The 22,246-nt window shown below is 53.0% G+C and carries 22 protein-coding genes; 7 read left to right on the top strand and 15 right to left on the bottom strand.

Going from position 1 to position 22,246, the window contains the following annotated elements:
* Positions 1-28: 28 nt before the first annotated feature.
* Together speB and pdxH are read left to right on the top strand one after the other, a co-directional pair.
* The gene (gene speB / locus RC73_RS03890) at positions 29-958 is read left to right on the top strand and encodes an agmatinase (protein ID WP_039033398.1); all 930 of its coding nucleotides are present in this window, start codon (positions 29-31) and stop codon (positions 956-958) included.
* A gap of 82 nt (positions 959-1,040) precedes the next feature.
* The gene (pdxH, locus tag RC73_RS03885) at positions 1,041-1,679 is read left to right on the top strand and encodes a pyridoxamine 5'-phosphate oxidase (RefSeq protein ID WP_039033397.1); all 639 of its coding nucleotides are present in this window, start codon (positions 1,041-1,043) and stop codon (positions 1,677-1,679) included.
* Between the two features lie 58 nt (positions 1,680-1,737).
* Here pdxH and RC73_RS03880 read toward each other — a convergent pair whose 3' ends face one another.
* The 7 genes from RC73_RS03880 to RC73_RS03850 all read right to left on the bottom strand — a co-directional run bounded on the left by RC73_RS03880 (position 1,738) and on the right by RC73_RS03850 (position 8,111).
* Positions 1,738-1,953, bottom strand: a complete 216-nt coding sequence (locus RC73_RS03880; protein WP_025009621.1) for a cold-shock protein — start codon at positions 1,951-1,953, stop codon at positions 1,738-1,740.
* A gap of 316 nt (positions 1,954-2,269) precedes the next feature.
* Positions 2,270-3,409 (bottom strand): ribosomal protein uL16 3-hydroxylase, encoded by a 1,140-nt coding sequence (locus RC73_RS03875; RefSeq protein WP_039033396.1) that lies wholly within the window; start codon positions 3,407-3,409, stop codon positions 2,270-2,272.
* A gap of 123 nt (positions 3,410-3,532) precedes the next feature.
* Entirely contained in the window at positions 3,533-4,903 is a 1,371-nt protein-coding gene (gene purB / locus RC73_RS03870) for an adenylosuccinate lyase (protein WP_039033395.1), read from the bottom strand.
* 28 nt (positions 4,904-4,931) lie between these two features.
* Positions 4,932-5,549, bottom strand: coding sequence for a high frequency lysogenization protein HflD (hflD, locus tag RC73_RS03865; RefSeq protein ID WP_028781430.1), 618 nt, complete (start codon positions 5,547-5,549; stop codon positions 4,932-4,934).
* A gap of 3 nt (positions 5,550-5,552) precedes the next feature.
* Positions 5,553-6,668: a tRNA 2-thiouridine(34) synthase MnmA gene (gene mnmA, locus RC73_RS03860; RefSeq protein WP_039033394.1), complete on the bottom strand. Its 1,116-nt coding sequence runs from the start codon at positions 6,666-6,668 to the stop codon at positions 5,553-5,555.
* Positions 6,669-6,835: 167 nt separating this feature from the next.
* Positions 6,836-7,288, bottom strand: a complete 453-nt coding sequence (locus tag RC73_RS03855) for an NUDIX hydrolase (RefSeq protein WP_039033393.1) — start codon at positions 7,286-7,288, stop codon at positions 6,836-6,838.
* The gene (locus RC73_RS03850; protein ID WP_039033392.1) at positions 7,281-8,111 is read right to left on the bottom strand and encodes a pseudouridine synthase; all 831 of its coding nucleotides are present in this window, start codon (positions 8,109-8,111) and stop codon (positions 7,281-7,283) included. Before RC73_RS03850 ends, RC73_RS03855 begins: the two co-directional genes overlap by 8 nt.
* A 326-nt stretch (positions 8,112-8,437) precedes the next feature.
* Between RC73_RS03850 and RC73_RS03845 the strand changes: the two genes are divergently transcribed.
* The gene (locus RC73_RS03845) at positions 8,438-10,663 is read left to right on the top strand and encodes an NADP-dependent isocitrate dehydrogenase (RefSeq protein ID WP_039033391.1); all 2,226 of its coding nucleotides are present in this window, start codon (positions 8,438-8,440) and stop codon (positions 10,661-10,663) included.
* A 98-nt stretch (positions 10,664-10,761) separates the two neighbouring features.
* Here the strand turns inward: RC73_RS03845 and cspD are convergent, their stop codons facing one another.
* Positions 10,762-10,968, bottom strand: coding sequence for a cold shock domain-containing protein CspD (gene cspD / locus RC73_RS03840; protein WP_025011178.1), 207 nt, complete (start codon positions 10,966-10,968; stop codon positions 10,762-10,764).
* Positions 10,969-11,364: 396 nt separating this feature from the next.
* Here cspD and clpS point away from each other — a divergent pair, with 396 nt between their 5' ends.
* The gene (clpS, locus tag RC73_RS03835; protein WP_025011177.1) at positions 11,365-11,673 is read left to right on the top strand and encodes an ATP-dependent Clp protease adapter ClpS; all 309 of its coding nucleotides are present in this window, start codon (positions 11,365-11,367) and stop codon (positions 11,671-11,673) included.
* Positions 11,674-11,707: 34 nt separating this feature from the next.
* The gene (gene clpA / locus RC73_RS03830) at positions 11,708-13,966 is read left to right on the top strand and encodes an ATP-dependent Clp protease ATP-binding subunit ClpA (protein ID WP_039033390.1); all 2,259 of its coding nucleotides are present in this window, start codon (positions 11,708-11,710) and stop codon (positions 13,964-13,966) included.
* 193 nt (positions 13,967-14,159) lie between these two features.
* Here the strand turns inward: clpA and infA are convergent, their stop codons facing one another.
* The 3 genes from infA to aat all read right to left on the bottom strand — a co-directional run bounded on the left by infA (position 14,160) and on the right by aat (position 15,869).
* Positions 14,160-14,378 carry a translation initiation factor IF-1 gene (infA, locus tag RC73_RS03825; protein WP_005500725.1) on the bottom strand — a complete coding sequence of 73 codons (219 nt, stop codon included), beginning with the start codon at positions 14,376-14,378 and terminating at the stop codon, positions 14,160-14,162.
* An 80-nt stretch (positions 14,379-14,458) separates the two neighbouring features.
* Positions 14,459-15,169, bottom strand: a complete 711-nt coding sequence (locus RC73_RS03820; RefSeq protein ID WP_039033389.1) for an arginyltransferase — start codon at positions 15,167-15,169, stop codon at positions 14,459-14,461.
* Positions 15,159-15,869 (bottom strand): leucyl/phenylalanyl-tRNA--protein transferase, encoded by a 711-nt coding sequence (gene aat, locus RC73_RS03815; RefSeq protein ID WP_039033388.1) that lies wholly within the window; start codon positions 15,867-15,869, stop codon positions 15,159-15,161. The genes RC73_RS03820 and aat overlap by 11 nt, the downstream gene beginning before the upstream one ends.
* Before the next feature lie 53 nt (positions 15,870-15,922).
* On the opposite strand from aat, the gene RC73_RS03810 reads away from it, so the two are divergent.
* Entirely contained in the window at positions 15,923-16,402 is a 480-nt protein-coding gene (locus RC73_RS03810) for a glycine zipper 2TM domain-containing protein (RefSeq protein ID WP_039033387.1), read from the top strand.
* A 76-nt stretch (positions 16,403-16,478) separates the two neighbouring features.
* Here the strand turns inward: RC73_RS03810 and RC73_RS03805 are convergent, their stop codons facing one another.
* On the bottom strand, positions 16,479-16,820 hold the full coding sequence (locus RC73_RS03805; protein WP_039033464.1) for a hypothetical protein: 342 nt from the start codon (positions 16,818-16,820) through the stop codon (positions 16,479-16,481).
* A gap of 237 nt (positions 16,821-17,057) precedes the next feature.
* Between RC73_RS03805 and RC73_RS03800 the strand changes: the two genes are divergently transcribed.
* On the top strand, positions 17,058-17,810 hold the full coding sequence (locus RC73_RS03800) for a Nif3-like dinuclear metal center hexameric protein (protein ID WP_039033386.1): 753 nt from the start codon (positions 17,058-17,060) through the stop codon (positions 17,808-17,810).
* A 197-nt stretch (positions 17,811-18,007) separates the two neighbouring features.
* Here RC73_RS03800 and RC73_RS03795 read toward each other — a convergent pair whose 3' ends face one another.
* From RC73_RS03795 to RC73_RS03785, 3 genes are read right to left on the bottom strand one after another with little or no spacing between them, the layout of a single operon-like run.
* The gene (locus RC73_RS03795) at positions 18,008-18,328 is read right to left on the bottom strand and encodes a YdbL family protein (protein ID WP_039033385.1); all 321 of its coding nucleotides are present in this window, start codon (positions 18,326-18,328) and stop codon (positions 18,008-18,010) included.
* A gap of 30 nt (positions 18,329-18,358) precedes the next feature.
* On the bottom strand, positions 18,359-18,532 hold the full coding sequence (locus tag RC73_RS03790; RefSeq protein ID WP_224866993.1) for a YnbE family lipoprotein: 174 nt from the start codon (positions 18,530-18,532) through the stop codon (positions 18,359-18,361).
* A gap of 38 nt (positions 18,533-18,570) precedes the next feature.
* On the bottom strand, positions 18,571-22,224 hold the full coding sequence (locus RC73_RS03785; RefSeq protein WP_039033384.1) for a YdbH domain-containing protein: 3,654 nt from the start codon (positions 22,222-22,224) through the stop codon (positions 18,571-18,573).
* Between the last annotated feature and the right edge of the window lie 22 nt (positions 22,225-22,246).

Raw genomic sequence — 22,246 nt, 5'->3', positions numbered from 1 at the left:
TCGGCATTAGCCAAGTTTTGGAGTATTTATGACCACTTTAGCAGATAAACCTGATTACTCGCTTTATTCAAATGCGTTTGGTTATTTGCGTCAGCCACTGGATTTCAAACCGCTAGAAAGCGATGCGGATGTGGTGGTAATAGGTTTGCCTTTCGATATGGCCGTTACCGGCCGCAGCGGTGGCCGTATGGGGCCCGGAGCTATCCGCAATGCCTCGACCAATCTGGCCTGGGAAGAGAAGCGTTGGCCTTGGGATTTCAGCCTCAGCGAATATATCAAGATAGTGGACGCCGGCGATCTGGTATTTAATTGTGGTGATGCCGCCGATTTTACCGAGCGCACCGAAAACTTTGCCAGCAAAGTTCTGGCCTCCGGTAAGACACTGCTGAGCTTTGGCGGTGATCACTTTGTAACCCTGCCGTTGCTTCGTGCGCACCACAAACAGTTTGGCAAGATGGCGCTGCTGCACTTCGATGCCCACACCGACACTTACAGTGAAGGCAGTAAGTTTGACCATGGCACCATGTTCTATCACGCCCCTAACGAAGGCTTGATCGATCCGGCCCATTCTGTGCAGGTGGGGATCCGCACCGAATACACCAAAGAAGGCCACGGTTTTCAGGTGATTGATGCCGCCATGGCCAATGATATGACCGCCGATGAAATCGTGGCGCAGATCAAGGCTCGGGTTGGCGATATGCCTTTGTATGTGACTTTCGATATCGATTGCCTGGATCCTGCCTTCGCGCCGGGAACCGGTACTCCGGTATGCGGTGGTCTCACCAGTGACAAGGCGCTGAAGATTATCCGTGGTCTCAAGGGCCTCAACATAGTGGGTATGGATGTGGTTGAAGTGGCACCTGCTTACGATAGCGCCGACATTACCGCGCTGGCGGGCGCGACTCTGGGCCTGGAAATGCTGCATGTCTGGGCCTTGTGCCAGGGCAAAGTCAAGTAAGCCGCTTCACGTTAAGCCAACGCTTGTCGTTGGCTTTGCTTTCGCTGGGGCATTGCGCCCGGTTCAGGGACAAGGATAGACAATGACAGATTTGAGTGATATTCGCCGTGAATACACCCGGGGCGGCCTCAGGCGTGCCGATCTGGCCGCCGAGCCCATGGCGCAGTTCGAGCGCTGGATGGCGCAGGCCAAGGATGCACCTTTGACAGATCCTACCGCCATGGTGGTGGCCACAGTGGATGAAACCGGCCAACCGTTTCAGCGGATAGTCTTGCTGAAGCGTTTTGATCAGCAAGGATTTGTATTCTTTACCAATCTGGAAAGCCGTAAGGCGCAGCAGATTGCCGTCAATGCCAAGGTTAGTTTACTGTTTCCCTGGCATCCGCTGGAGCGCCAGGTGGCAGTGACAGGGGTAGCCGAAGCCCTGTCTGCTACAGAGGTATTCAAGTACTTTGTCAGCCGTCCGAAAGACAGCCAGATAGCGGCCTGGGTCTCGAAACAGTCGAGCAAGCTTAGCGCCCGTCAGGCACTCGAGAGTAAGTTTGCCGAGATGAAGGCCAAGTTTGCCAAGGGCGAAGTCCCCTTGCCCAAGTTTTGGGGCGGCTACCGCATAGTGCCTTCCAGTGTGGAATTCTGGCAGGGCGGTGAGCACAGGCTGCATGACAGATTCCTCTACAGCCGCACAGATGACGGATGGGAGATCAATCGTCTCGCACCTTGATGGCGCGATGGCTTAACAAGAGGGACGGCATCTGCCGTCCCTTTACTTTATCCGTCAGCTATTTTAACCGCACTACGTTTTCTGCCTGCAGCCCCTTTTGGCCTTCAGTCACGCTGAAGCTGACCTTCTCACCCTCTTTCAGGGTGCGGCGGCCGCTGCCTTGAATGGCGCGGTAGTGGACGAACACATCGGCGGCGTTTTCCTGGGTTAGAAAACCAAAGCCTTTTTCATCGTTGAACCATTTAACGGTTCCTGTCACCTGTTGTTCTGACATAGTTTCCTCTTTCAGTAACTTAGCCTAGGCTGTTGCTTTGTATAAGTAGATGTAGGGTAAAGGGGATTTGTTTCACTGGTTTGACACTCTGATTTTCCTTGAAAACCAGAGTTTTTTGCGCTTGGCAACAGGTTTTTTATAGCAAGAAGTGGGGCTGAAAATAACAGACCGATAGAGATTGCCAGGGATAGAGTCAATATCAACCCCATCAAGAGTTAGGGAGTAGCATTCTGCTGGTTTATTGGTTGAGAATGCTACTCTTATGAGCCGGGATTAGGACTGATATTTTATTCAGTACAGAAAGACTGACTCAATCTCATTCTTCACTGAGGTAGAAGTAGCCTTTTTCAAGCAGGTTGCACAGCAGCGCAGTTATCACCTCATAGTTCAGCAATGATTCGAGATCTTCGCCGCTGATGCTGGTGCGATTGGCAATAAGCTGCGCCTGCTCTTCACTGCCTTGCGGCAATTCAAAAACTTCCCCATTGATAAACAGTCGGCAGTTGGGATCCTCTTCCAGCATGAGAATTTTAAGCCCACCTATGCGCTTGAATACAGCGCCTTCGGCCGCGGCTTCTCTGAGCTCCCCGGCACTCATGGGCTCACCCTGGCAAATATCCAGATCAAAGCGGTTCTGACTCAGCAACTTGCCCAGCATACCCTGATAATAGTCAGGGTTTTCAGTCAGCTCTTTCAGCAGCGCCATCATCCCCTGTTGCTGGCTCTTGGCGATCAGCGCCGGTTGCCCGGCTTCTTCACCCGAAGTGAAGCGTTTGTGGCCGAGATCCTGATCAAGCATAAAGTCGGCCATTTCGCTGATAAGTTCTTGCTGACTCGGTGCCCGGAAACCTACCGAGTAGGACAATGCCAGGGTCAAGGTCTCGCCCCTGTGAGGAAAACCAGGCGGTATATACAGCATGTCACCGGGTTCCAGCACTGTATCTATAATAGGCTCAAAGTCTTCAATCAAAGGGGTATTGGGGTTGTTGCCGCGCTTGGCGTATTGGCCCTTGGCACCGACGGTCCAGCGCCTGCGTCCCTCGCCTTGAATGATAAAGACATCATAGTTGTCGATATGGGGGCCGACACCGCCACCCGGCGTGGCAAAGGACACCATTAGGTCATCGAAGCGCCAGTCCGGCAGGAAGCGGAAGGCTTCCACCAGAGCTTGTGAGTCCGGATACCAGTGGTTGACGGCCTGTACCAGCAGTTGCCAGTTTTCTTCACCGAACTTGTCATAGTCTTCAAATGGGCCTGAGATCACTTCCCAGTCCTGCCCCTTGGTGAGAACTACCCGTGAGGAGATCTCCTCTTCACAGGCGAGGCCCGCCAGCTCATCGGCGGCGATAGGATCGACAAAGTCTTTGAAGGCTTGTCTGATCACCTTGGGTTGTTGCTGCCATACCTCTTTAACAAAGGCGTTGCTGTCTAGAGTCAGCTGGTAAGTGTTCGTCATCTGTTATCCAATCCTTAAACCGTTTCAATGGCAAGTCAGTTATCCCGCTTGCAACGGCATAAACCCCGGGGAGAAAAAAGGCGGTACTGGAAACCAGTACCGCCCGTGACAGCCAAAAGGCTATCAGTTCAAATCATCAACAAAGGCCTCGGCGCGGCCTATGTAGTTGGCCGGCGTCAGTTGCTTGAGTTCGTGCTTCACACTCTCCGGCAGTTCCAGACCGTCGATAAAGGCTGCAAGCTGCTGACCATCGATACGCTTGCCACGGGTCAGCTCCTTGAGCTTCTCGTAAGGCTTTTCGATGCCATAGCGGCGCATGACTGTCTGTACCGGCTCGGCCAGCACTTCCCAGTTGTGATCCAGTTCATCGCGCAGGTGCGCCTCGTTGACTTCCAGCTTACTGACACCCTTGAGTGTGGCCTGGTAGGCGATCAGCGAGTGGGCGATACCCACACCCAGGTTACGCAATACTGTGGAGTCGGTCAGATCGCGCTGCCAGCGGGAAACCGGCAGTTTACTGGCCAGATGCTGCATCAGGGCGTTGGCTATGCCCAGGTTACCTTCCGAGTTTTCAAAGTCGATAGGGTTAACCTTGTGCGGCATGGTGGATGAACCGATTTCACCGGCCACTGTCTTCTGCTTGAAGTGACCCAGGGCGATATAACCCCAGATATCACGGTCAAAATCTATCAGCACGGTATTGAAACGAGCCACGGCATCGAACAGCTCGGCAATATAGTCGTGCGGTTCAATCTGAGTGGTGTAGGGGTTCCAGTTCAGCCCCAGGCTGGTGACAAAGCGCTGTGACAGCTCATGCCAGTTAACTTCTGGGTAGGCCGACAGGTGAGCGTTGTAGTTACCCACGGCGCCGTTGATCTTACCCATGATCTCAACCGCTTCAATTTGTTTGAGTTGGCGTTCGAGACGTACGGCCACGTTGGCCATCTCTTTACCCAGAGTCGAGGGCGAGGCGGGTTGACCGTGTGTACGGGACATCAGAGGCACAGTCTTGTAACGTCTGGCCAGCTCTTTAACGGCATCGACCAGTTTCTGGCAGTATGGCAGCAGTACCTGTTCACGGGCTTCGGTCAGCATCAGGCCGTGGGACAGGTTGTTGATGTCTTCACTGGTGCAGGCAAAGTGCACGAACTCGCCTATGGCAGCCAGCTCGGCATTGTCGGCGATTTTTTCCTTGATGAAGTATTCCACCGCCTTAACGTCATGGTTGGTGGTGGCTTCGATGGTTTTGACTCTCAGGGCATCGGCTTCGCTGAAGTTATCGCGAATATTATCCAGCAATGCCAGAGCTTCTTCACTGAAAGGGGGGACTTCTTCGATTTCAGGGCAGCTGGAAAGCAGTTTCAGCCAGTTGATTTCGACCTGAACACGATACTTGGTAAGACCGTACTCGCTGAATATCCCCCGAAGTTCGGCGGTTTTACTACCATAACGCCCGTCTACCGGTGAGATAGCAGTCAGTGCGGAAAGATCCATTATAAGCTCCTTGATGAACTTGGCTTTATTATAGGGTGAGGCTTTTTTTAGCTGTATCGACGATCGCCTTGCGGGCAAACACCAGATGTCTGCGTTTACCGCCCAGTTGACGCCAGAGTACGGCACTGCGCATTGCTGCCAGCAACAAGGCGCGTATTTTATGTTGAACCAGTGGCCGTTGCAGTATGTTGGGGTTGCCCGAAATCTGGATCTTGGGCCCCAAATTACTGATGATATCGCTGTAGATGCTGGCCAGGTTGGCGATAACCTGCTCGTCGGTTATGGCAAAGTGGCTCAGTTGGCGATGCACTTGATTGATGCGTTCAGACAGCATCCCCAGAGCCGCTTGGTTGCGGCTCAGTTTACGCTCAAGCGCCAGAATGCCGACCAGATAACGGGTGATTTCCACATCTTTCTGGGCACTGTCCCCCAGTTGATTGATAATCCACTTGTAGCCGTTGGCTAGCACGACTTTGTCGGGATAGATCTCATCGATATTCTCGGGATCTGTCACCATAATGCCATCGAGTGCTGCAGCCAACTGCTGCGGATCGCTTTCCCCGTGGCGGGCGATATATTGCACCTGGGCGATTGCCTGCAATATGCCGGCAAATGCCATGGTGCGGTCATGCAATTGCTCGCTCAATGATTACTCCCTAATCAGGGTTTCTATGATGCCGCCACCCAGGCAGACTTCACCGTCGTAGAATACTGCCGACTGCCCGGGCGTGACTGCCGCCACAGGTTCGTCGAAGATCACTCTCAGCTCATTGTCACCCTGGACATAAACGGTGCAGGGGATATCCTGCTGGCGATAACGGGTCTTGACCGTGATTTTTGCGCCATCGGCCGGGCCCTGTCTGTCGACCCAGTGCAGCTGTCTGGCCGTGAGGCCAACCGACATGAGTCTTGGGTGCTGGCCGCCTTGGGCGACAATCAATACATTACGTTTCAGATCTTTGTCGACCACATACCAGGGATTGTCGTTACTGTTTTTCATGCCGCCAATCCCAAGGCCTTTGCGCTGGCCCAGAGTGTGGTACATCAGGCCCTGATGCTCGCCTATCACTTCACCGTCGACACTCTCTATTTTGCCCGGTTGCGCGGGCAGGTAAGTGCCAAGGAATTCAGTAAACTTGCGCTCACCGATAAAACAGATACCTGTGCTGTCTTTCTTGTTGAAGGTGACTAGCCCTTGCTCTTCGGCGATGCGGCGAACTTCGGGTTTTTCCAGTTCACCCACAGGGAACAGGCTGCGTGCCACCTGTTGGTGACTCAAGGTGTAGAGGAAGTAGCTCTGATCCTTGTTGCCATCTATGCCGCGAAGCAGCTGGGTTTTGCCGTCGGTATCACGGCGGCGCACATAGTGGCCCATGGCGATATAGTCGGCATCGAGAATGTCATCGGCAAACTCAAGGAAGGCTTTGAATTTTATCTCCTTGTTGCACATGATGTCCGGGTTAGGCGTGCGTCCCGCTTTGTACTCGGCCAGAAAATACTCGAACACATTGTCCCAGTATTCGGCGGCAAAGTTGACCGTGTGCAACTTGATCCCCAGCTTGTCACAGACAGCCTGGGCATCTTTTAAATCTTCGGCGGCAGAGCAATATTCGTCGGTGTCATCTTCTTCCCAGTTCTTCATGAACAGGCCTTCTACCTGATAGCCCTGCTGGAGCAGCAGATAGGCTGAAACAGATGAGTCGACACCGCCGGACATGCCGACAATGACCTTTTTTCCTGATGCATTGGGAGTGTTAGCTGTCATAGATCCTAAAACCGTTGAATTCATTCATGGACGCCCGAAAAGAAAACTGCTGTTTGAGCCCTGTTTTTACCGACTGTTATCAGCGCGAAGCGAGGGCAGGTAAACAGCCATAAGGCGCCCAGTTTCTGCGGGGGCGTATTCTATCACGCCTTGGTGCCCAGAGCTAATCACAACCGCTCGCTATTGAGCAAAGATAAAGGCAGCCGTTGTCCCCGCAAATAGCTCTCCAGTGTGGCGCTGACCAAGGGGCTGCGAAGCTTGGGCCCCAAGGCTGTGATTTGATCCATACTCAACCAATGGGCGGCCTTGATGGCGACGTCTAAAGGTTTGGCACTCTGACACTCAGCCAAGCTGGCACAGAAGGTGAAACGTAAAAAGGCCAGCTCCTTGGAAGCGCTGAACTGATCTATCCGCACCAGGGCTTCAGGGGTGACTGTCAAGCCGGTTTCTTCGAGCACTTCGCGGCGACAGGCGTCGATAAGGCTTTCGCTTGCTTCCAGGTGACCGGCCGGTTGGTTAAATTTCTGTTGGCCGTCAATCAACTCTTCGACCAGCAAAAAACGCTTCTCTGCCTCAATAATGCAGGCCACTGTTACATTGGGGCGATAACGTTCAGTCATGGAGAAGCTCCTTAATGGCGTCGTCGGAAAGAGCGCGATATTCACCGGGCTGCAGGCATTGCCCTTGCTCGGTATCTAGGCTGAGATTGCCTATGGCGTAACGTATCAATCTCAAAGTGGGAAACCCGACATTAGCTGTCATCCTTCGCACCTGACGATTGCGCCCCTCGCGGATACAGATCTCCAGCCAAGTGGTGGGGATATTGCGCCGCTCACGAATGGGCGGATTACGTGGCCACAAAGATTCGGGTTGTTGCAGTCGCCGGACTTTTGCAGGCAGGGTGGGGCCATCTTTCAGCTCGACTCCCTGACTCAAGGCTTGAATCGCGGTGTCATCGACATCGCCTTCCACCTGTACCCAGTAAGTCTTGAAGGTGTGCTTGTTGGGTTGGGTCAGCTTGGCCTGCAGTTGACCGTTATTGGTGAGCAGTAACAGACCCTCGCTGTCTCTGTCCAGGCGGCCGGCGGCATAGATACCGGCGATGGGCAGCAGATCTTTGAGCGTGCGTCGTCCGCCTTCATCGGTAAACTGGCATAACACATCGAAGGGTTTGTTGAGCAGCACCACCTGGGTTTCTGCAACCGAGAGTCGTGCCACTTTTGGCCGTGATTTTTGAGGACCAGGGCGCTTTTTATTCAGGCCCTGTCTCTTGTTATTGGGGCTCTTGTTATTGGGACTCTTGTTACTGGAACTCTTGCTGTTGGGGCTTGGATTGGTGGAGCGCTGACTCTTTTCTTGGCCAAATTCTTTACCGCCAGGGCCCTTGGGGTGACTGGGTTGGCGTTTGGGTTTACGTCTTGGTTGGGAGGCTGGCGAATTCATTGAGATATCCTGGCTGCTTGAGCTGTGTACTCTGACTATTTGCCAGAGATATGCCAGAGTGTAACACCTATGTCCTGCTTGGCGGCAGGGCGGGTTGGTGACTTTTACCCGAGTGTACCCGGCACTCGCCTATAGTGGCATTTGAATCTTGGCTGGAATGCTCTATGATGTTCGCCAAATTGTGATCTGCAACCAATTTTTGTGCCCGTCAACCGGATCTATGTCGACTGTGAACAACGGCGCTATCCTGGGCGGAAAGAGGCAAGGAAATTAAAGAATAACAACACTTATAACAACTCATTTTTATAAAAAGCGTAGGACTGAAAATGACTGATAAAACCCCCACTATCATCTATACGCAGACAGATGAAGCGCCGGCTCTGGCGACCTTATCTCTACTGCCTATCATCAAAACTTTTACCCAGGCAGCCGACATCAATGTCGAAACCCGTGATATTTCTCTTTCCGGCCGTGTGATTGCCGCTTTTCCCGAGCGTCTGACCGAAGCGCAGCGCATTGGTGATCATCTGGCTGAGCTTGGCGAGCTGGCGACTCAGCCTGAAGCCAATATTATCAAACTGCCTAATATCAGTGCGTCCATTCCTCAGTTGCAGGCTTGTATCAAAGAGTTGCAGGCCAAAGGTTATGATCTGCCCGACTATCCGGCGGAAGCCAAAACCGATGAAGAGCGGGAAATCAAGGCCCGTTATGACAAGATCAAGGGCAGTGCGGTAAACCCTGTGCTGCGTGAAGGTAACTCAGACCGCCGCGCCCCGACTTCGGTCAAGAATTATGCCCGTAAGCACCCGCATTCAATGGGTGCCTGGAGCAAGGACTCCAAGTCTCATGTGGCTCATATGCAACAAGGGGATTTCTACGGCAGCGAGCAGTCCGTTACCCTCAAAGATGCTGATACTGTCAGCATAGTGCTGGAACAAAACGATGGCGGCCAACTGGTGCTCAAGCAGGGGCTTGAGTTGCTGGCAGGTGAAATCATAGATGCGGCCGTTATGAGCAAGCGTGAACTGACCGCCTTCTTCGAGCGCGAAATTGAAGCCGCTCGCCAGGAAGATGTGCTGTTGTCACTGCACCTGAAAGCCACCATGATGAAAGTGTCCGATCCTATTATGTTCGGCCATGCGGTGAAGGTGTTTTACAAAGATGTATTTACCAAACACGGTGAAACCTTGCGTGAGCTGGGCGTGGACGTCAACAATGGTCTGGGCGATGTCTATGCCAAGATAGCCAAGTTGCCGGCCGAGCAGAAAGCGGCCATTGAAGCCGATATCGCCGCCGTCTACCAGAGCCGCCCTGAGCTGGCGATGGTTAACTCAGATAAGGGCATCACCAACCTTCATGTGCCAAGTGATGTGATTATTGATGCTTCCATGCCTGCTGCTATCCGCTCCAGCGGCCAGATGTGGGGCCCGGATGGCCAGTTGAAAGATACCAAGGCGCTAATCCCGGATCGTTGCTATGCCGGTGTATATCAGGAAACTATCGATTTCTGTAAGGAGCATGGCGCCTTCGACCCTGCAACCATGGGCAGTGTGCCAAACGTGGGACTGATGGCACAGAAGGCTGAAGAGTACGGTAGCCATGACAAGACCTTTGAAATCCCTGCGGCCGGTACCGTCAAAGTACTGGACAAGGACGGCAACCTGCTTATGTCCCACGCCGTTGAAGCCGGTGATATCTGGCGCATGTGCCAGGTAAAAGATGCACCTATCCGCGATTGGGTCAAGCTGGCCGTACGTCGTGCCAGGCTGAGCAACACCCCGGCGGTATTCTGGCTCGATGAAAACCGTGCCCACGATGCCCAGGTGATAGCCAAAGTGAAGGCCTACCTGCCTGAGCATGATACCGATGGACTTGAGTTGCACATCATGTCACCGGAAAAGGCGGCCCGTTTCTCCCTTGAACGTATTAAAGCCGGTAAAGATACAATTTCGGTAACAGGTAACGTGCTGCGTGACTACCTCACCGACTTGTTCCCTATCCTTGAGTTGGGTACCAGTGCCAAGATGCTGTCAATCGTCCCGCTGATGAACGGTGGCGGTCTGTTCGAAACGGGTGCCGGTGGCAGTGCACCCAAGCATGTACAGCAGTTTGAACAGGAAAACCACCTGCGTTGGGATTCTCTGGGCGAGTTCCTGGCATTGGGAGCTTCACTCGAGCACCTAAGCCAGACGACGGCCAATGCCAAGGCACAGGTAATGGCTGATTGCCTGGATCAGGCGATTGGTCAGTTCTTGGATAACAACAAGTCTCCCTCCCGCAAGGTGGGGCAGTTGGATAACCGCGGCAGCCACTATTTCCTGGCACAGTACTGGGCCAGTGCGCTGGCCAAGCAGGACAAGGATGCCGAGTTAAAAGCTTATTTTGCGCCTTTGGCCGAAGGTCTGGTAGCTGCAGAAGAGCAGATAGTGGCAGAACTCAATGGTGCCCAGGGCGCTGCAGTTGAACTGGGTGGCTACTATAAGCTGGACCCTGTTAAAGCCGAGCAGGCTATGCGGCCAAGTGCCAGCCTGAATCGCTTTTTGAGCGTTTGATACTGAAGTTGAATGAGGGCGTGCTCCCTCATTCAGTTGCCAAGCAGGCATTAAAAAGGCGGGGATGACCCCGCCTTTTTTCATCTCTGTTCACCCGGTTATTTAACTGGAGAGATAGCCGAGGCATGCATACCTTTCGGGCCCTTCTCAACTTGAAATTCAACAGGTTGGCCTGCTTTTAGAGTTCTGTAGCCTTCCATTTCAATGGTTGAATAGTGCGCAAAAACATCCTCACCACCTTCATCAGGGCAGATAAACCCGAATCCTTTGGCGTTGTTGAACCATTTAACAGTTCCGCTTGCCATACTTCCACTTCCTTCTATTGTCTGCTTCCCAGTAAGATAGTACAACTTTTGAGCACTTCAGCAGGTGCTCAGATAACAGGATGTAAGTAGTGTTGCTGGATGTCAAGCTGAAATTAACAAAAAAACAACATTGCATCTGGTTTCGCTGGAACCTTAGTTTGCCACTAGGATCTTTTTTTCAATGGAAGTGTCTGGATATTTATTCGCGTTATTATGTTGAATCTATTTTAACCGATTGAAAAGTAAGCATGAGTTAGAAACGCCTTAGACAAGCACAGCCGCGCCAGAGTATAGTGTGATATAGGGCAATACCGCCCAGAGCCCGCCAAGCGGTACTTTGAAACATGGCCGGGCATAGTGTTGGTAGAAGCCAAGTTGAGAGGCTAATATTGAATCATGGGTAAGACTGGACAGATAGAGCGCGTGGAGGAAGGGGTTGAGCAGGAACTGCAACCGCCTCCTATGTATAAAGTGATTCTGAACAATGATGACTATACCCCAATGGACTTTGTTGTGGAGGTACTGCAGCTGTTCTTTCGTAAGAACGAACAGGAAGCCACGGACATTATGTTGACCATACATCATCAGGGAAAAGCGGTTTGTGGTGTTTACCCATTTGGGATAGCCGAAACTAAAGTGGTTCAGGTGAATCAGTTTGCAAGACAAAACCAACATCCGTTACTGTGTTCGTTAGAGGAAGCTTAACCAGCCTGTCTCTGTAGTTTTTTAGGGGGTGCGTATGCTGAACAAAGATCTTGAAGTGACCTTGAACCTGGCATTCCAACAAGCCAGAGATGCCCGTCACGAATATATGACGGTTGAGCACCTGCTGCTGGCGCTGACCGATAACCCTGCCGCAAGGGATGCTTTACTCGCCTGTGGCGCCAATATCGACCGCCTCAAAGAGGAGGTCGCCAACTTTATTACCCAGACCACACCTATTATCAGTGATCCCGATGATGAGCGTGAGACTCAGCCGACCCTGGGTTTCCAGCGGGTGCTGCAGCGGGCGGTGTTTCATGTGCAGTCGTCAGGTCGCAATGAGGTGACCGGTGCCAACGTACTGGTGGCCATTTTCAGCGAGCAAGAGTCCCAAGCGGTATACCTGCTGCGCCGTTACGACATTACCCGTCTTGATGTGGTGAATTATATTTCCCATGGTTTTGCCAAGAATGATGAGGCTGATGCTCCGGGTTCGCAGGAGGGTCTGGAGGATCAATCCGAAGCCACAGAAGAACGCAGTATGCTGGCTCAGTTTGCCAGTAATCTCAATGAGATGGCCAAGCAGGGCAAGATAGATCCGCTTATCGGCCGCGACAATGAAATTGAACGCTCGATTCAAATTCTTTGCCGTCGTCGCAAGAATAACCCGTTGCTGGTGGGCGAGGCCGGTGTCGGAAAGACTGCCATCGCCGAAGGTTTGGCCTATCGGATAGTCAATGAATCTGTGCCTGAGGTGATAAGCGAAGCGACCGTTTACTCTCTGGATCTCGGCGCGCTGTTGGCCGGCACCAAGTATCGCGGCGACTTTGAGAAACGCTTCAAGAGTCTGCTTAAAGAACTGACCGCGGATCATAATGCGATTCTGTTCATCGATGAAATTCACACCATAATCGGTGCCGGTGCAGCATCCGGCGGGGTAATGGATGCCTCCAACCTGCTCAAGCCTTTGCTTTCCAGCGGTAATCTGCGCTGCATGGGTTCCACCACTTTTCAGGAATATCAAAGTATTTTTGAGAAGGACAGGGCACTGGCGCGGCGTTTTCAGAAGGTGGATATTCACGAACCTTCAGTGGCCGAAACCACCAAGATACTTCAGGGGCTCAAGAGCCGTTATGAAGAACATCACGGGGTGCGTTATACCCTGGCGGCCTTGGCCAGCGCCGCCAGTCTGTCGGATAAGCATATCAACGATAGGCACTTGCCGGACAAGGCCATAGATGTGATAGACGAAGCCGGTGCGCGGATGGCAATGATGCCACAGAGCAAACGCAAGAAAACCGTGGGCCAGAGCGAAATTGAAGCCATTATAGCCAAGATGGCCAGGATCCCGGAAAAAACAGTGACGTCCTCCGAGAAGGACTTGCTGAAGAACCTGGAGCGTAACCTGAAGATGGTAGTGTTCGGCCAGGACAAGGCGATAGAGAGTCTCAGCGCGGCGATTCGGTTGGCACGCAGTGGTCTTGGCAATGAAAACAAACCTGTGGGGAGCTTCCTGTTTGCCGGTCCTACCGGGGTGGGTAAGACTGAGGTGACCAACCAGTTGGCGGCTTGCCTCGGGCTCAAGCTTATCCGCTTCGATATGTCAGAGTATATGGAAAGCCATACTGTGTCGCGTTTGATTGGCGCGCCTCCGGGGTATGTCGGCTACGATCAGGGCGGTTTACTGACTGATGCCGTGATCAAGACACCTCATTGTGTGGTGCTGCTTGATGAAATTGAGAAGGCGCATCCGGATATCTATAACCTGCTGCTGCAAGTAATGGATCACGGTACTTTGACCGATAACAACGGCCGCAAGGCGGATTTCCGCAACGTGACCCTGGTGATGACCACCAACGCCGGGGTGCAGGAAACTGTGCGTAAGTCCATTGGCTTCAAGCAGCAGGATCACAGCTTGGATGCGATGTCGGAGATCAATAAGGTGTTCTCGCCAGAGTTTCGCAACCGTCTCGACTCTATCATTTGGTTCAACCATCTGGATATGACCATTATCGCCAAGGTGGTGGATAAGTTCCTGGTCGAACTGCAGGCACAGTTGGATCAGAAAGGGGTGACGCTGGAAGTCAGTGATGAGGCCAGAACCTTGTTGGCAGAGAAAGGTTACGACAAGACCATGGGGGCCAGACCTATGGCCAGAGTGGTCAAGGATCTGCTGAAACGACCGCTGGCCGATGAAATCCTGTTTGGCAAACTCGAGTCCGGTGGCATCGCCCATGTGGATGTCAAAGATGGCGAACTGGAGATCAATACGGAAGCGCCGGAGAAGATCTCTTGATAAGCTGAATTACAACAAAAAAAAATGGCTGCCAATGGCAGCCATTTTTATTCTGAATCCTGACCCTTATCCGACATATTGATGTCTGGATAGACAACGGCAGGCCAGGTGCGCCTGCTGCGCAGTGGGTCGCCCCCATGGGCTCACCAGCAAAAAAACCGGCACTGCCGGCTTTTGAGAAATAACTGGGATCTTAGCGTGAGCGGAAGACGATACGCCCTTTGCTCAAGTCGTATGGAGTCAGCTGCACAGTGACCTTGTCACCGGTCAGGATTCGGATGTAGTTTTTACGCATTTTACCGGAAATGTGAGCAGTCACAACGTGACCGTTTTCCAGTTCAACCCGAAACATTGTATTTGGCAAGGTTTCAAGGATAGTCCCTTGCATCTCAATGTTGTCTTCTTTCGCCATTAATCAGTTATCCCGTTAGCCTCGAATGTAAAAAACCGCCGTATCATGCCGCAAATTACAGCGGCTGTAAAGGGGAGGCCTCAGTGATTGTCGCTTTTCTGCCAGCCTTGAACGCCGAGGATCTCATAGGGGCGGTAGAGTCGCTTGTAACCCATTTTGTCGTGGTTATCTATTTGATATCCCAAATAGAGGAACGATTTCGACATCAATTTGCCCAGGCGGCATTGCAGCAGTACCAGCAAGATCCCGAGGGAGCGGTCGCTGTAGTCCGGGTCGAAGTAGCTGTAGATGGCTGACAGGCTCTGGGGCAGGAGATCTGTCACCGCCACGGCAACCAGTCGCTGACCATGCCAAAGTTCGATAAACACCGGGCTGAGCCACTCACAGGCGAGAAAATGCCGGTACTGCTCTTCGCTCGGTGGATACATGGGGCCGTCACTGTGGCGGGCACAGATATAACGCTCATAGAGGGGATAGTGAGCCAAAGCTTCTTTGGTCACAATCCGAAAGTGCAGGTCACGGTTTTTGGCCAGGGTGCGTTTTTGTCTTTTGGACAGGCGAAATTCATCCAGGGGAACTCGGATGGGCTGACAAGCGTTGCAGTGGGGGCAACGGGGCTTGTAGATGGCGCTGCCACTGCGACGAAACCCCAGTGCCAACAGGCGCTCAAACAGTGACAAGTCCAGCTCATCCTCCTGGATCACCAATAATTGCTCCTGTTGTCCGCTCAGGTAACTGCAGGCAAAGGGTTGGCTGAGGCCTATGGCAATGGCATGGTTATCAGAGTGCAATTTTGACCTCGTCGGTTTGCCAGCAATCCTTGGCGAGATTGCCGTCCCTGAACTGTCTCAAGAGTACGAGAAAATCTTTGCGCTTTAAACTCTTGGCTCCGAGGCTTTCCAGATGTGGATTCATCACTTGGGCATCAATCAGTCTGAAGCCCTGTTTGAGAGCGTATTGATGCAGGGCGATAAAGGCCGCCTTGGAGGCATTGGTTTTGCGGTGGAACATGGACTCGCCACAAAACACCTGACCTATGACAAGGCCATACAGGCCACCTATCAGTCGACCATTGTCCCAGACCTCGAAGGAGTGGGCATGACCCAAGTGGTGCAGCTCCTGGTAGGCCAGACGTATCTCTTCGGTTATCCAGGTGCCGGGTTGATCTTTTCGCGGCATGGCACAACCGGCCATTACATCGGCAAAGGCTCGGTCGATACTGACAGTCCAATCCTGCTTTTTCAGATACTTGCGTAGACTGCGGGAGATATTGATGCTGCCCGGAACAAAAACCGCGCGGGGATCCGGTGACCACCAGAGGATGGGATCTTGACTATTAAACCAGGGGAAAATTCCCTCGTAGTAGGCGTTGAGTAACCGCTTGGGATGCAGGTCGCCGCCAATGGCCAGTAGGCCATTGGGATCCGTCAGTGCCAGTTCCGGTGACGGGAAAGGATCCAATTCATGATTTAAAAAAGACAGTAGGTTCACAATTGCGTATGATTCTGCTTAGGGCCTTCTTATAAGTTAGCGGAAAAACAGCTATGTGGAAACTGATACTGAATGCAATGCTGCTGCTCTCATTGTCCCTTGCAGCGGGAACCCAGCCCCTCTATGCCGGTTATGACAGAAACCAGGCACAACCGGTGGAAAAAGTGCTCTACGGCCAAGTGGAGTCGGTACGAAAAATTACCGAAAAACAGCTGATGGAAGACAGAAATCGCGGCTGGAAAACCTTTGGCGGTGCCTTACTCGGTGGCGTGATTGGCCATCAGTTCGGCGGTGGCAGTGGTCAGGATGTGGCAACCGCTCTGGGCGCTCTACTCGGCGCCGGCATTGGTCATCAATATGGTAATAGCAGTTACTATCGTGAGCTCAAGCTGGTGGAGTTGATGATACGCCAGGAAGATGAAACCCAGGTGATGATCATACAGGATGAAGATCCCGGCATGATGTTCAAGGTGGGCGATGAAGTGCGGGTGGTTTATCTGCAGGGCAGCGTCCGGGTTGACCTGGCTATGTGAGATGACAGTGTAGACTTTGAGCCAATAACAGATAAAACAAAGGCGCCGTTAGGCGCCTTTGTTTTGGATGGAGTAATTAAAAACCGCGAGGCAGTTTGTGATTACCGGCTGCCAGTTTTTCACGCCACAGCTCTTTGGGGGTTTTGCCCCCTTGGCCGTCGGCTAGGGCAGGCGCTGCCGGCTTTGGTGTTGCCTTTATTGCTGGCTTGGCCGCCTTGGGTTTTTCCTGTTTGGCTTCAGCCTTGGCCGGTTTGGCGCTATCCGCCAACATCTGTTCCAGTTCAGCGAAACGAAGTGATTTACCGCCATCGATTTTGTACCAGCTGCCATTTTGCTCAATGGTCACTGCTTTGCCCTGTTGCTTACTGAGGGCTTGCTGCAGTGCGCTGATAACTTCTTCTTTGGTCAGTTTTGCCATAATCATAACCTGTTTATTTTTAGAGTTACTTGGAGGTTTGCGATAATTTTATAAGTCAAAGGTTGGCAATGTCCAATTTGCCGGCCAAAAAGCAACAAACTTGTGCCCAAGGGCGCAGCTTTTGGTCGCTTTGGGGACTGAAACCGGCAATCTGGCTTAAGATTTGTGACCTCAACCCAAGGGCTTGCTGTGCTAGAATAGCGACATATATCTGCAACCGAATCGACAGGGAACCCTATGCAAAGAGAGGAACTCAAACAATATCTGCACGAGTTTTTACAACTGGACCAGTTTCGCGATTATGCCCCCAACGGTCTTCAGGTTGAAGGCAAGGCCGAAATTCGCAAGATAGTCACAGGTGTGACCGCTTGTCAGGCATTGATTGACCGGGCCGTTGAAGCCGGTGCCGATGCCCTATTGGTGCACCATGGTTTCTTCTGGAAAAATGAACCCGAAGTGTTGACTGGAATGAAGCGGCGACGGATAAAGACCTTGCTGCTCAACGACATTAACCTGTTTGGCTATCACTTGCCGCTTGATGCCCATCCCATGCTCGGCAATAACGCCGAATTGGGCCGGGTGCTTGGCGTCATTGAGCCTGAGGCGGTGGAAACCGTCGCTCAAGGTTTGCTTTGGCAAGGCGTACTGGACTCACCTATGACGGCCAAAGACCTGAGTGCCATGCTTGAGCAGTGTTTGGGACAAGTCCCCCTGCATCTGGATGGCGGTGACAGAAGCATACAGAAACTGGCCTGGTGTACAGGTGGTGCCCAGGATTATATCGATACTGCTGCGGCACTGGGAGTTGATGCTTTTATCAGTGGTGAAGTTTCTGAGCGTACCTTCCACAGCGCCGTGGAGCAGGGGATCCATTACTTCTCAGCCGGCCACCATGCTACGGAGAGGTTCGGCATCAAGGCTCTGGGGGAACATTTAGCGCATGAATTTGAGTTGGAGCATGAGTTTATTGATATTCCCAACCCAGTATGACAAGGCGCTAAAGAATGGCAGTATGGTGCATGGGTTGTTTACTGTGCATCACTGCCAGACGTGTGTGAAGCTTACAGTTTGTTGAGAGAGAATTACCAAGGTTCAATTGAACGAAACTGGAAGCTAATCCAGTAAAAGAAAATGCCGTTCAAACTGATTGAACGGCATTATACATCCGGTTGATGCTATCGGGTTTGTTATTTACGAACCCACTTGCCGGAAGCATCCTGCACTATATGGCCTTTGTCGGCGGCAGCAATCGCCTTGGCGCCGGCGAGTTTGGCAACATCATCCACGGAAATCCCGTTTTGACGGGCGATTTTTTCATAGTGTGCCCGGCGTTTGGCATTGACATCCTTAACCAGTGCCGTCACCTCGGCGCTGGATTTGACCACACCCAAATAGCCGTTTTGCTGTTCACCTACCAACCCTTGGCTCTTGGCGTCCTGCAAACCTATGGCAAAGACGCAGAAACTCATCAACAGGGCGGCAGTCAGGGTCATCAACTTGGTTTTCATCTGTGTTTTCCTTTCGCGAATTCTGGCACCTTAGAAGAGTTCATCATTGGTCAGAAGCTGATCCAACTCTTTATCGACCTTAATGCGAATTTCATGTTCGATTTTCACATTCAGGTTGATAACGATTGGCTTGTCCGGTGGCTCAATCTTGACCGTTGGGGTACAAGCCGACGCCAGCAGCAAGGCTGCAGCCAGCGGCAGCAGAAATTTAGTCTGTTTCACATTCATGTCCTTTTGTGTCCTCACTGCATGGAAGCTTCAATTTGGGTTTGAAGCTTGTCACCTATGGTCAGACTCCTGAGGAGCTGCAGCATGTTCTCCTCATGAGAGTAGTTCAAGTGGATAGGGCGTTCAATCCCCTCGGCCTGACCTTTTACTTCAACCTTGAGCCAGGCCTCACCATCCGGTGCCATATCGTAAGTGCTGGCCAGGGTAGAATATTGCAAGTGTTCGAGGGTGGAAAAGGCAAAGTCCAGATAGGGTTGGCCGGCGCGCATTTGGGCGACAGCCGGATTATTGCCGACCTTGATAAGTCCGCCGGGGGCACGGGCCGCCAGGCGGCCGCCTTTGACTGAGACCTGGCCGTCGGTAATAAATACCGGCAAGACACCATCGAAAATACCGTCGGCGTAGATGCCTTCCTGAGGCTGGATGGCCAACAGTTCTTCCAGGCTCAGGCCCTGCAACACCAAATAAGCATTGGATGGCGCGTTGAGCCGCAAGCGGAAGCTGGGCAGCAGCATTTGTCCCTTGAGTAACTCGCCTTGGCCGCGCACCTGAATATCGGCATCCCGAAACCCGGGCAACAGCTTGGCTTGAGTGCTTTGGTTGCTGTCGAGTTCAGGGGTCAGGCTGAGCTGGCCTTCTAAACCCAGGTTGGTCAACAGCACTCCGGGGTTGAAGGCCTGTGCCGAAGCCTTGAGCTGCTGACAGTTGAGTTCGGCCTCTGCCGGCGCCTTGGCTTCCTTGGCCAGTGTCAAGCGGCACAATGCCGACAGGTTGGCGCCTTCAAATGGTAACTGACTGATACTGCCAGAGAGATCCGACAGCAGCGGGTTGAAATCCAGTTGCAATTGCAGCGCTCGCCCAAGCCCTTCGAGCTTGAGGTCGGCAATCATATGGGTCTCGCCCCTGAGTACCAACTCAGGAGGCAAGGGCAGGTTCTTGGCCGCCAGCGCCTTGATATCAGCGAGATCCGTATCCAGGGTCCAGCGACTGTTCAAGCGATAGCCAAGCGGATCTTTGGCCCGCTTGGGCCAGATGGGCATAAAGTCGTGGCGGCTGTGAAGCGGGATATTATCCAGTTGCCAGTTTTCTTCACTGATAAGACGGTTATCCTGCCAGTCAATGGTTTGGCTGAAGCTGCCATAGCCCAGATTGAGCAGGGTTTCGGTGCGAGGTCCGAGCTTGGTATGCCGGGTTTGGCTTAAGTTGAGCCCATCGAAGGCCAGATTCAGACGACTGGCAAAACGCTCATCCAAGAGTTGGCTCAAGAGTGGCAAGTGCCGTTTTTGATTTAGGTTGGCGTCCAGGGTTCGACTGAGTCCGGGGCTCAGGAGTGAGGTTTGGGCAATCGACAGTGCCAGCGGCCCGCTTTTAGCCTGCAATTCACCCAGCTGGCTGCTGACCGCGGGTAAAGACAGCTTAAGTTTGCCCTGGTTGAAGCTGCCACTGAGCGGGGCCAGCAGTGATAACTTAAAGCCGGAGAGTTGGATACTTTTATCCTCTATACCGGCTTGAATGGCGCCTGTGCTGAAGCCGGGATTGGCTGCGAGGCTGAAGTCCAGTTGTTGCCCTTCGCTTGTCGGCTCCAGGGCAAGCTTACCGCTAAGCGCCATTGATGCGCCCTGATTGAGTTGCAATTCAGCTACAGCCGACTGCCAACGAAAACCGCTCGGCAGGGAGGCTTCAAGGCGCCAGTCTGTGCTTGCTTGTTCCAGTGGCAGCTGCTCAAGGCTGAGTCGCAGCCCCTGAATGGCCTGTTGCAGCGCCAGTTCGAGTCGCTGCTCGGCCGACAAGGGCTTTGAGTTTGAGGAGTTTGATGAGCCAGAGCTTGAGAAGTCAGAGCTTGATAAACCAGAGCTTGATAAACCAGAGCTTGATAAGCCAAAGCCCGGCGAATTTAACCCTTGAGGCTTGGCGCTTTGCGGCAAAGAAACAGAAGTGTCTTGCTGTGCTCTTGCGGCCTTTGGCAGTTGCAATTGCAGGTTTTCAAGGGTCAGCAGCAAACTCGGCCGCTTGCCATTACTGAGTGCGGATGGACTCAATTCCGCAATTCTTGGCCGATTAATTGGCGCACCGCTCGCAGCTTGCTGCTTCTCTGTCATCAGGGCGGGCAGTAACGGCCGCACTGTCAGATTCGGCAGCGACACTCGCATGGATGTCTCATTGCCCGTTGCCGCATTGTTCTTTGTATCAGTGACCTTGGCGGGTTTGAATTCGGCGTCGAGGCCTTGTTCAAGCGCCAGCTCAATTGCGGCGATAAGGGGGGAAACTTGGTTTTTTTCAGCTGGCTCTTGCGCCAGGACTTGCTGCAGCTGCGCCAATTGCGATTCGAGTTCCGCGGCCTTGGTTGCTGATGCTTGCGCCGATGGGGAGTTTGCTGCGAGCAAGGCAAGCAGCGCTTGGCGCTGAGCCGGAGTGGTTGAAAGCGTGAGTCTCAGCGGCGCCAGCTCAAAAAGCTGCTCGCTGGTGGAGCCCGAAAAGCGAAAGCGCAACCCTGCGCCGTCACTATCCTCAACCTCAGCCTCAACCCTGGCATTTGCACTGGCCTTGGCACTGAAGCTGGCTGCAGCGCCGGAACTTGGGCACAGAGGGCTATCGGCCAATGAATTGTGCGCCTTAGCTTCCAGGGGCAGCGGTGTTATCTCAAGCGCCACTTGCTCGAGTCCCGGCATGGCAATAGTCGGCGCCGACCAGCAATGGCGCGAGTCTATGTTGCCTTGGGTCAAATCCAGAGTCAGTTGCGAGAAGAGATCTCCGCCAAGGCTCGGCATCAGCTCGGCATGCAATATTTCATCAAGCTTGAAAGCGCTGATGAGGGGCGCTGCGGCCGGGTCCTGCTCAACACTTGCCAGCGCCTGTTGCAGCGCTTTGAGATGCAGTTGACTGGTCAGTCGCCAGGCGGGGGCACCGTTGGCGAGTTTGGCTTTCAAGTCGGCGGTTAATGCCAGCAGGGGCGTCTCTTGTCTTGTTTGAGTTCCTGAGTGAGTCTCTTGTTGCCCTCCTTGTAACCGGGTGGCCAGCTCAGTAACCAGTTGCCCGGAAGGGCTGAGCTGCAACTGTTGCAGCAGCAGAATAAAGCTTGGGGTTTTACTTGCCTTATCCAAGGTCAGCGACGTATTGGGTGTATCGGATACGCCGGCCACGCGTTGCAGGCTTATTCGGGTCGGCCCCAGGGCTATTTCGGGCACAGAGTTCAAGTCCAGTGCCAGACTCTGACCGCCATCATCACCGCCGGGCAAGAGTAGTTCAGGCGTCAAACTAAAACCGGCGTCTCGATAGCTGACCTTTTGAAGTTGCGCCATCAACCAGTCGATGGAGCCAGGGGGCGGCGTCGATGCTTCGCCTGTCAGTAATTGCCAAATCCGTTTGGCACTGACAGGCGATTTGAGCTGGAGCCTGAGTTGATGAAACTCAAGCTCGCTGCCCTGGTAATCAAGCTTAAGGTAATCGAAGCTCAGTCTGTCCCAGCCTTCAGGCGCCAGGCGCAACTCGTCGATACGAATATCTTGCGCAGCCAGATATTGATTAATATGCGGCAGCAGCCACTGCGGCCTTTCATACAGGGACCAAGCCAGCCCCACAAGCAGGGCACCCGGAAGCAGTACCAGCAGAAGCAACAGGCCAACAGCCCATACCGTCAGGCGTTTCTTGCTTGGGAGTCGATACCTCATTGGTGTTTCCCGGCCTTGGCCG

It is taken from the genome of Shewanella sp. ECSMB14102 (assembly GCF_000813075.1).
GTDB classification, from domain to species: domain Bacteria; phylum Pseudomonadota; class Gammaproteobacteria; order Enterobacterales; family Shewanellaceae; genus Shewanella; species Shewanella indica.
Note: the sequence above shows the minus strand (reverse complement) of the source record. Positions and strands in the feature narration are given on the sequence as shown.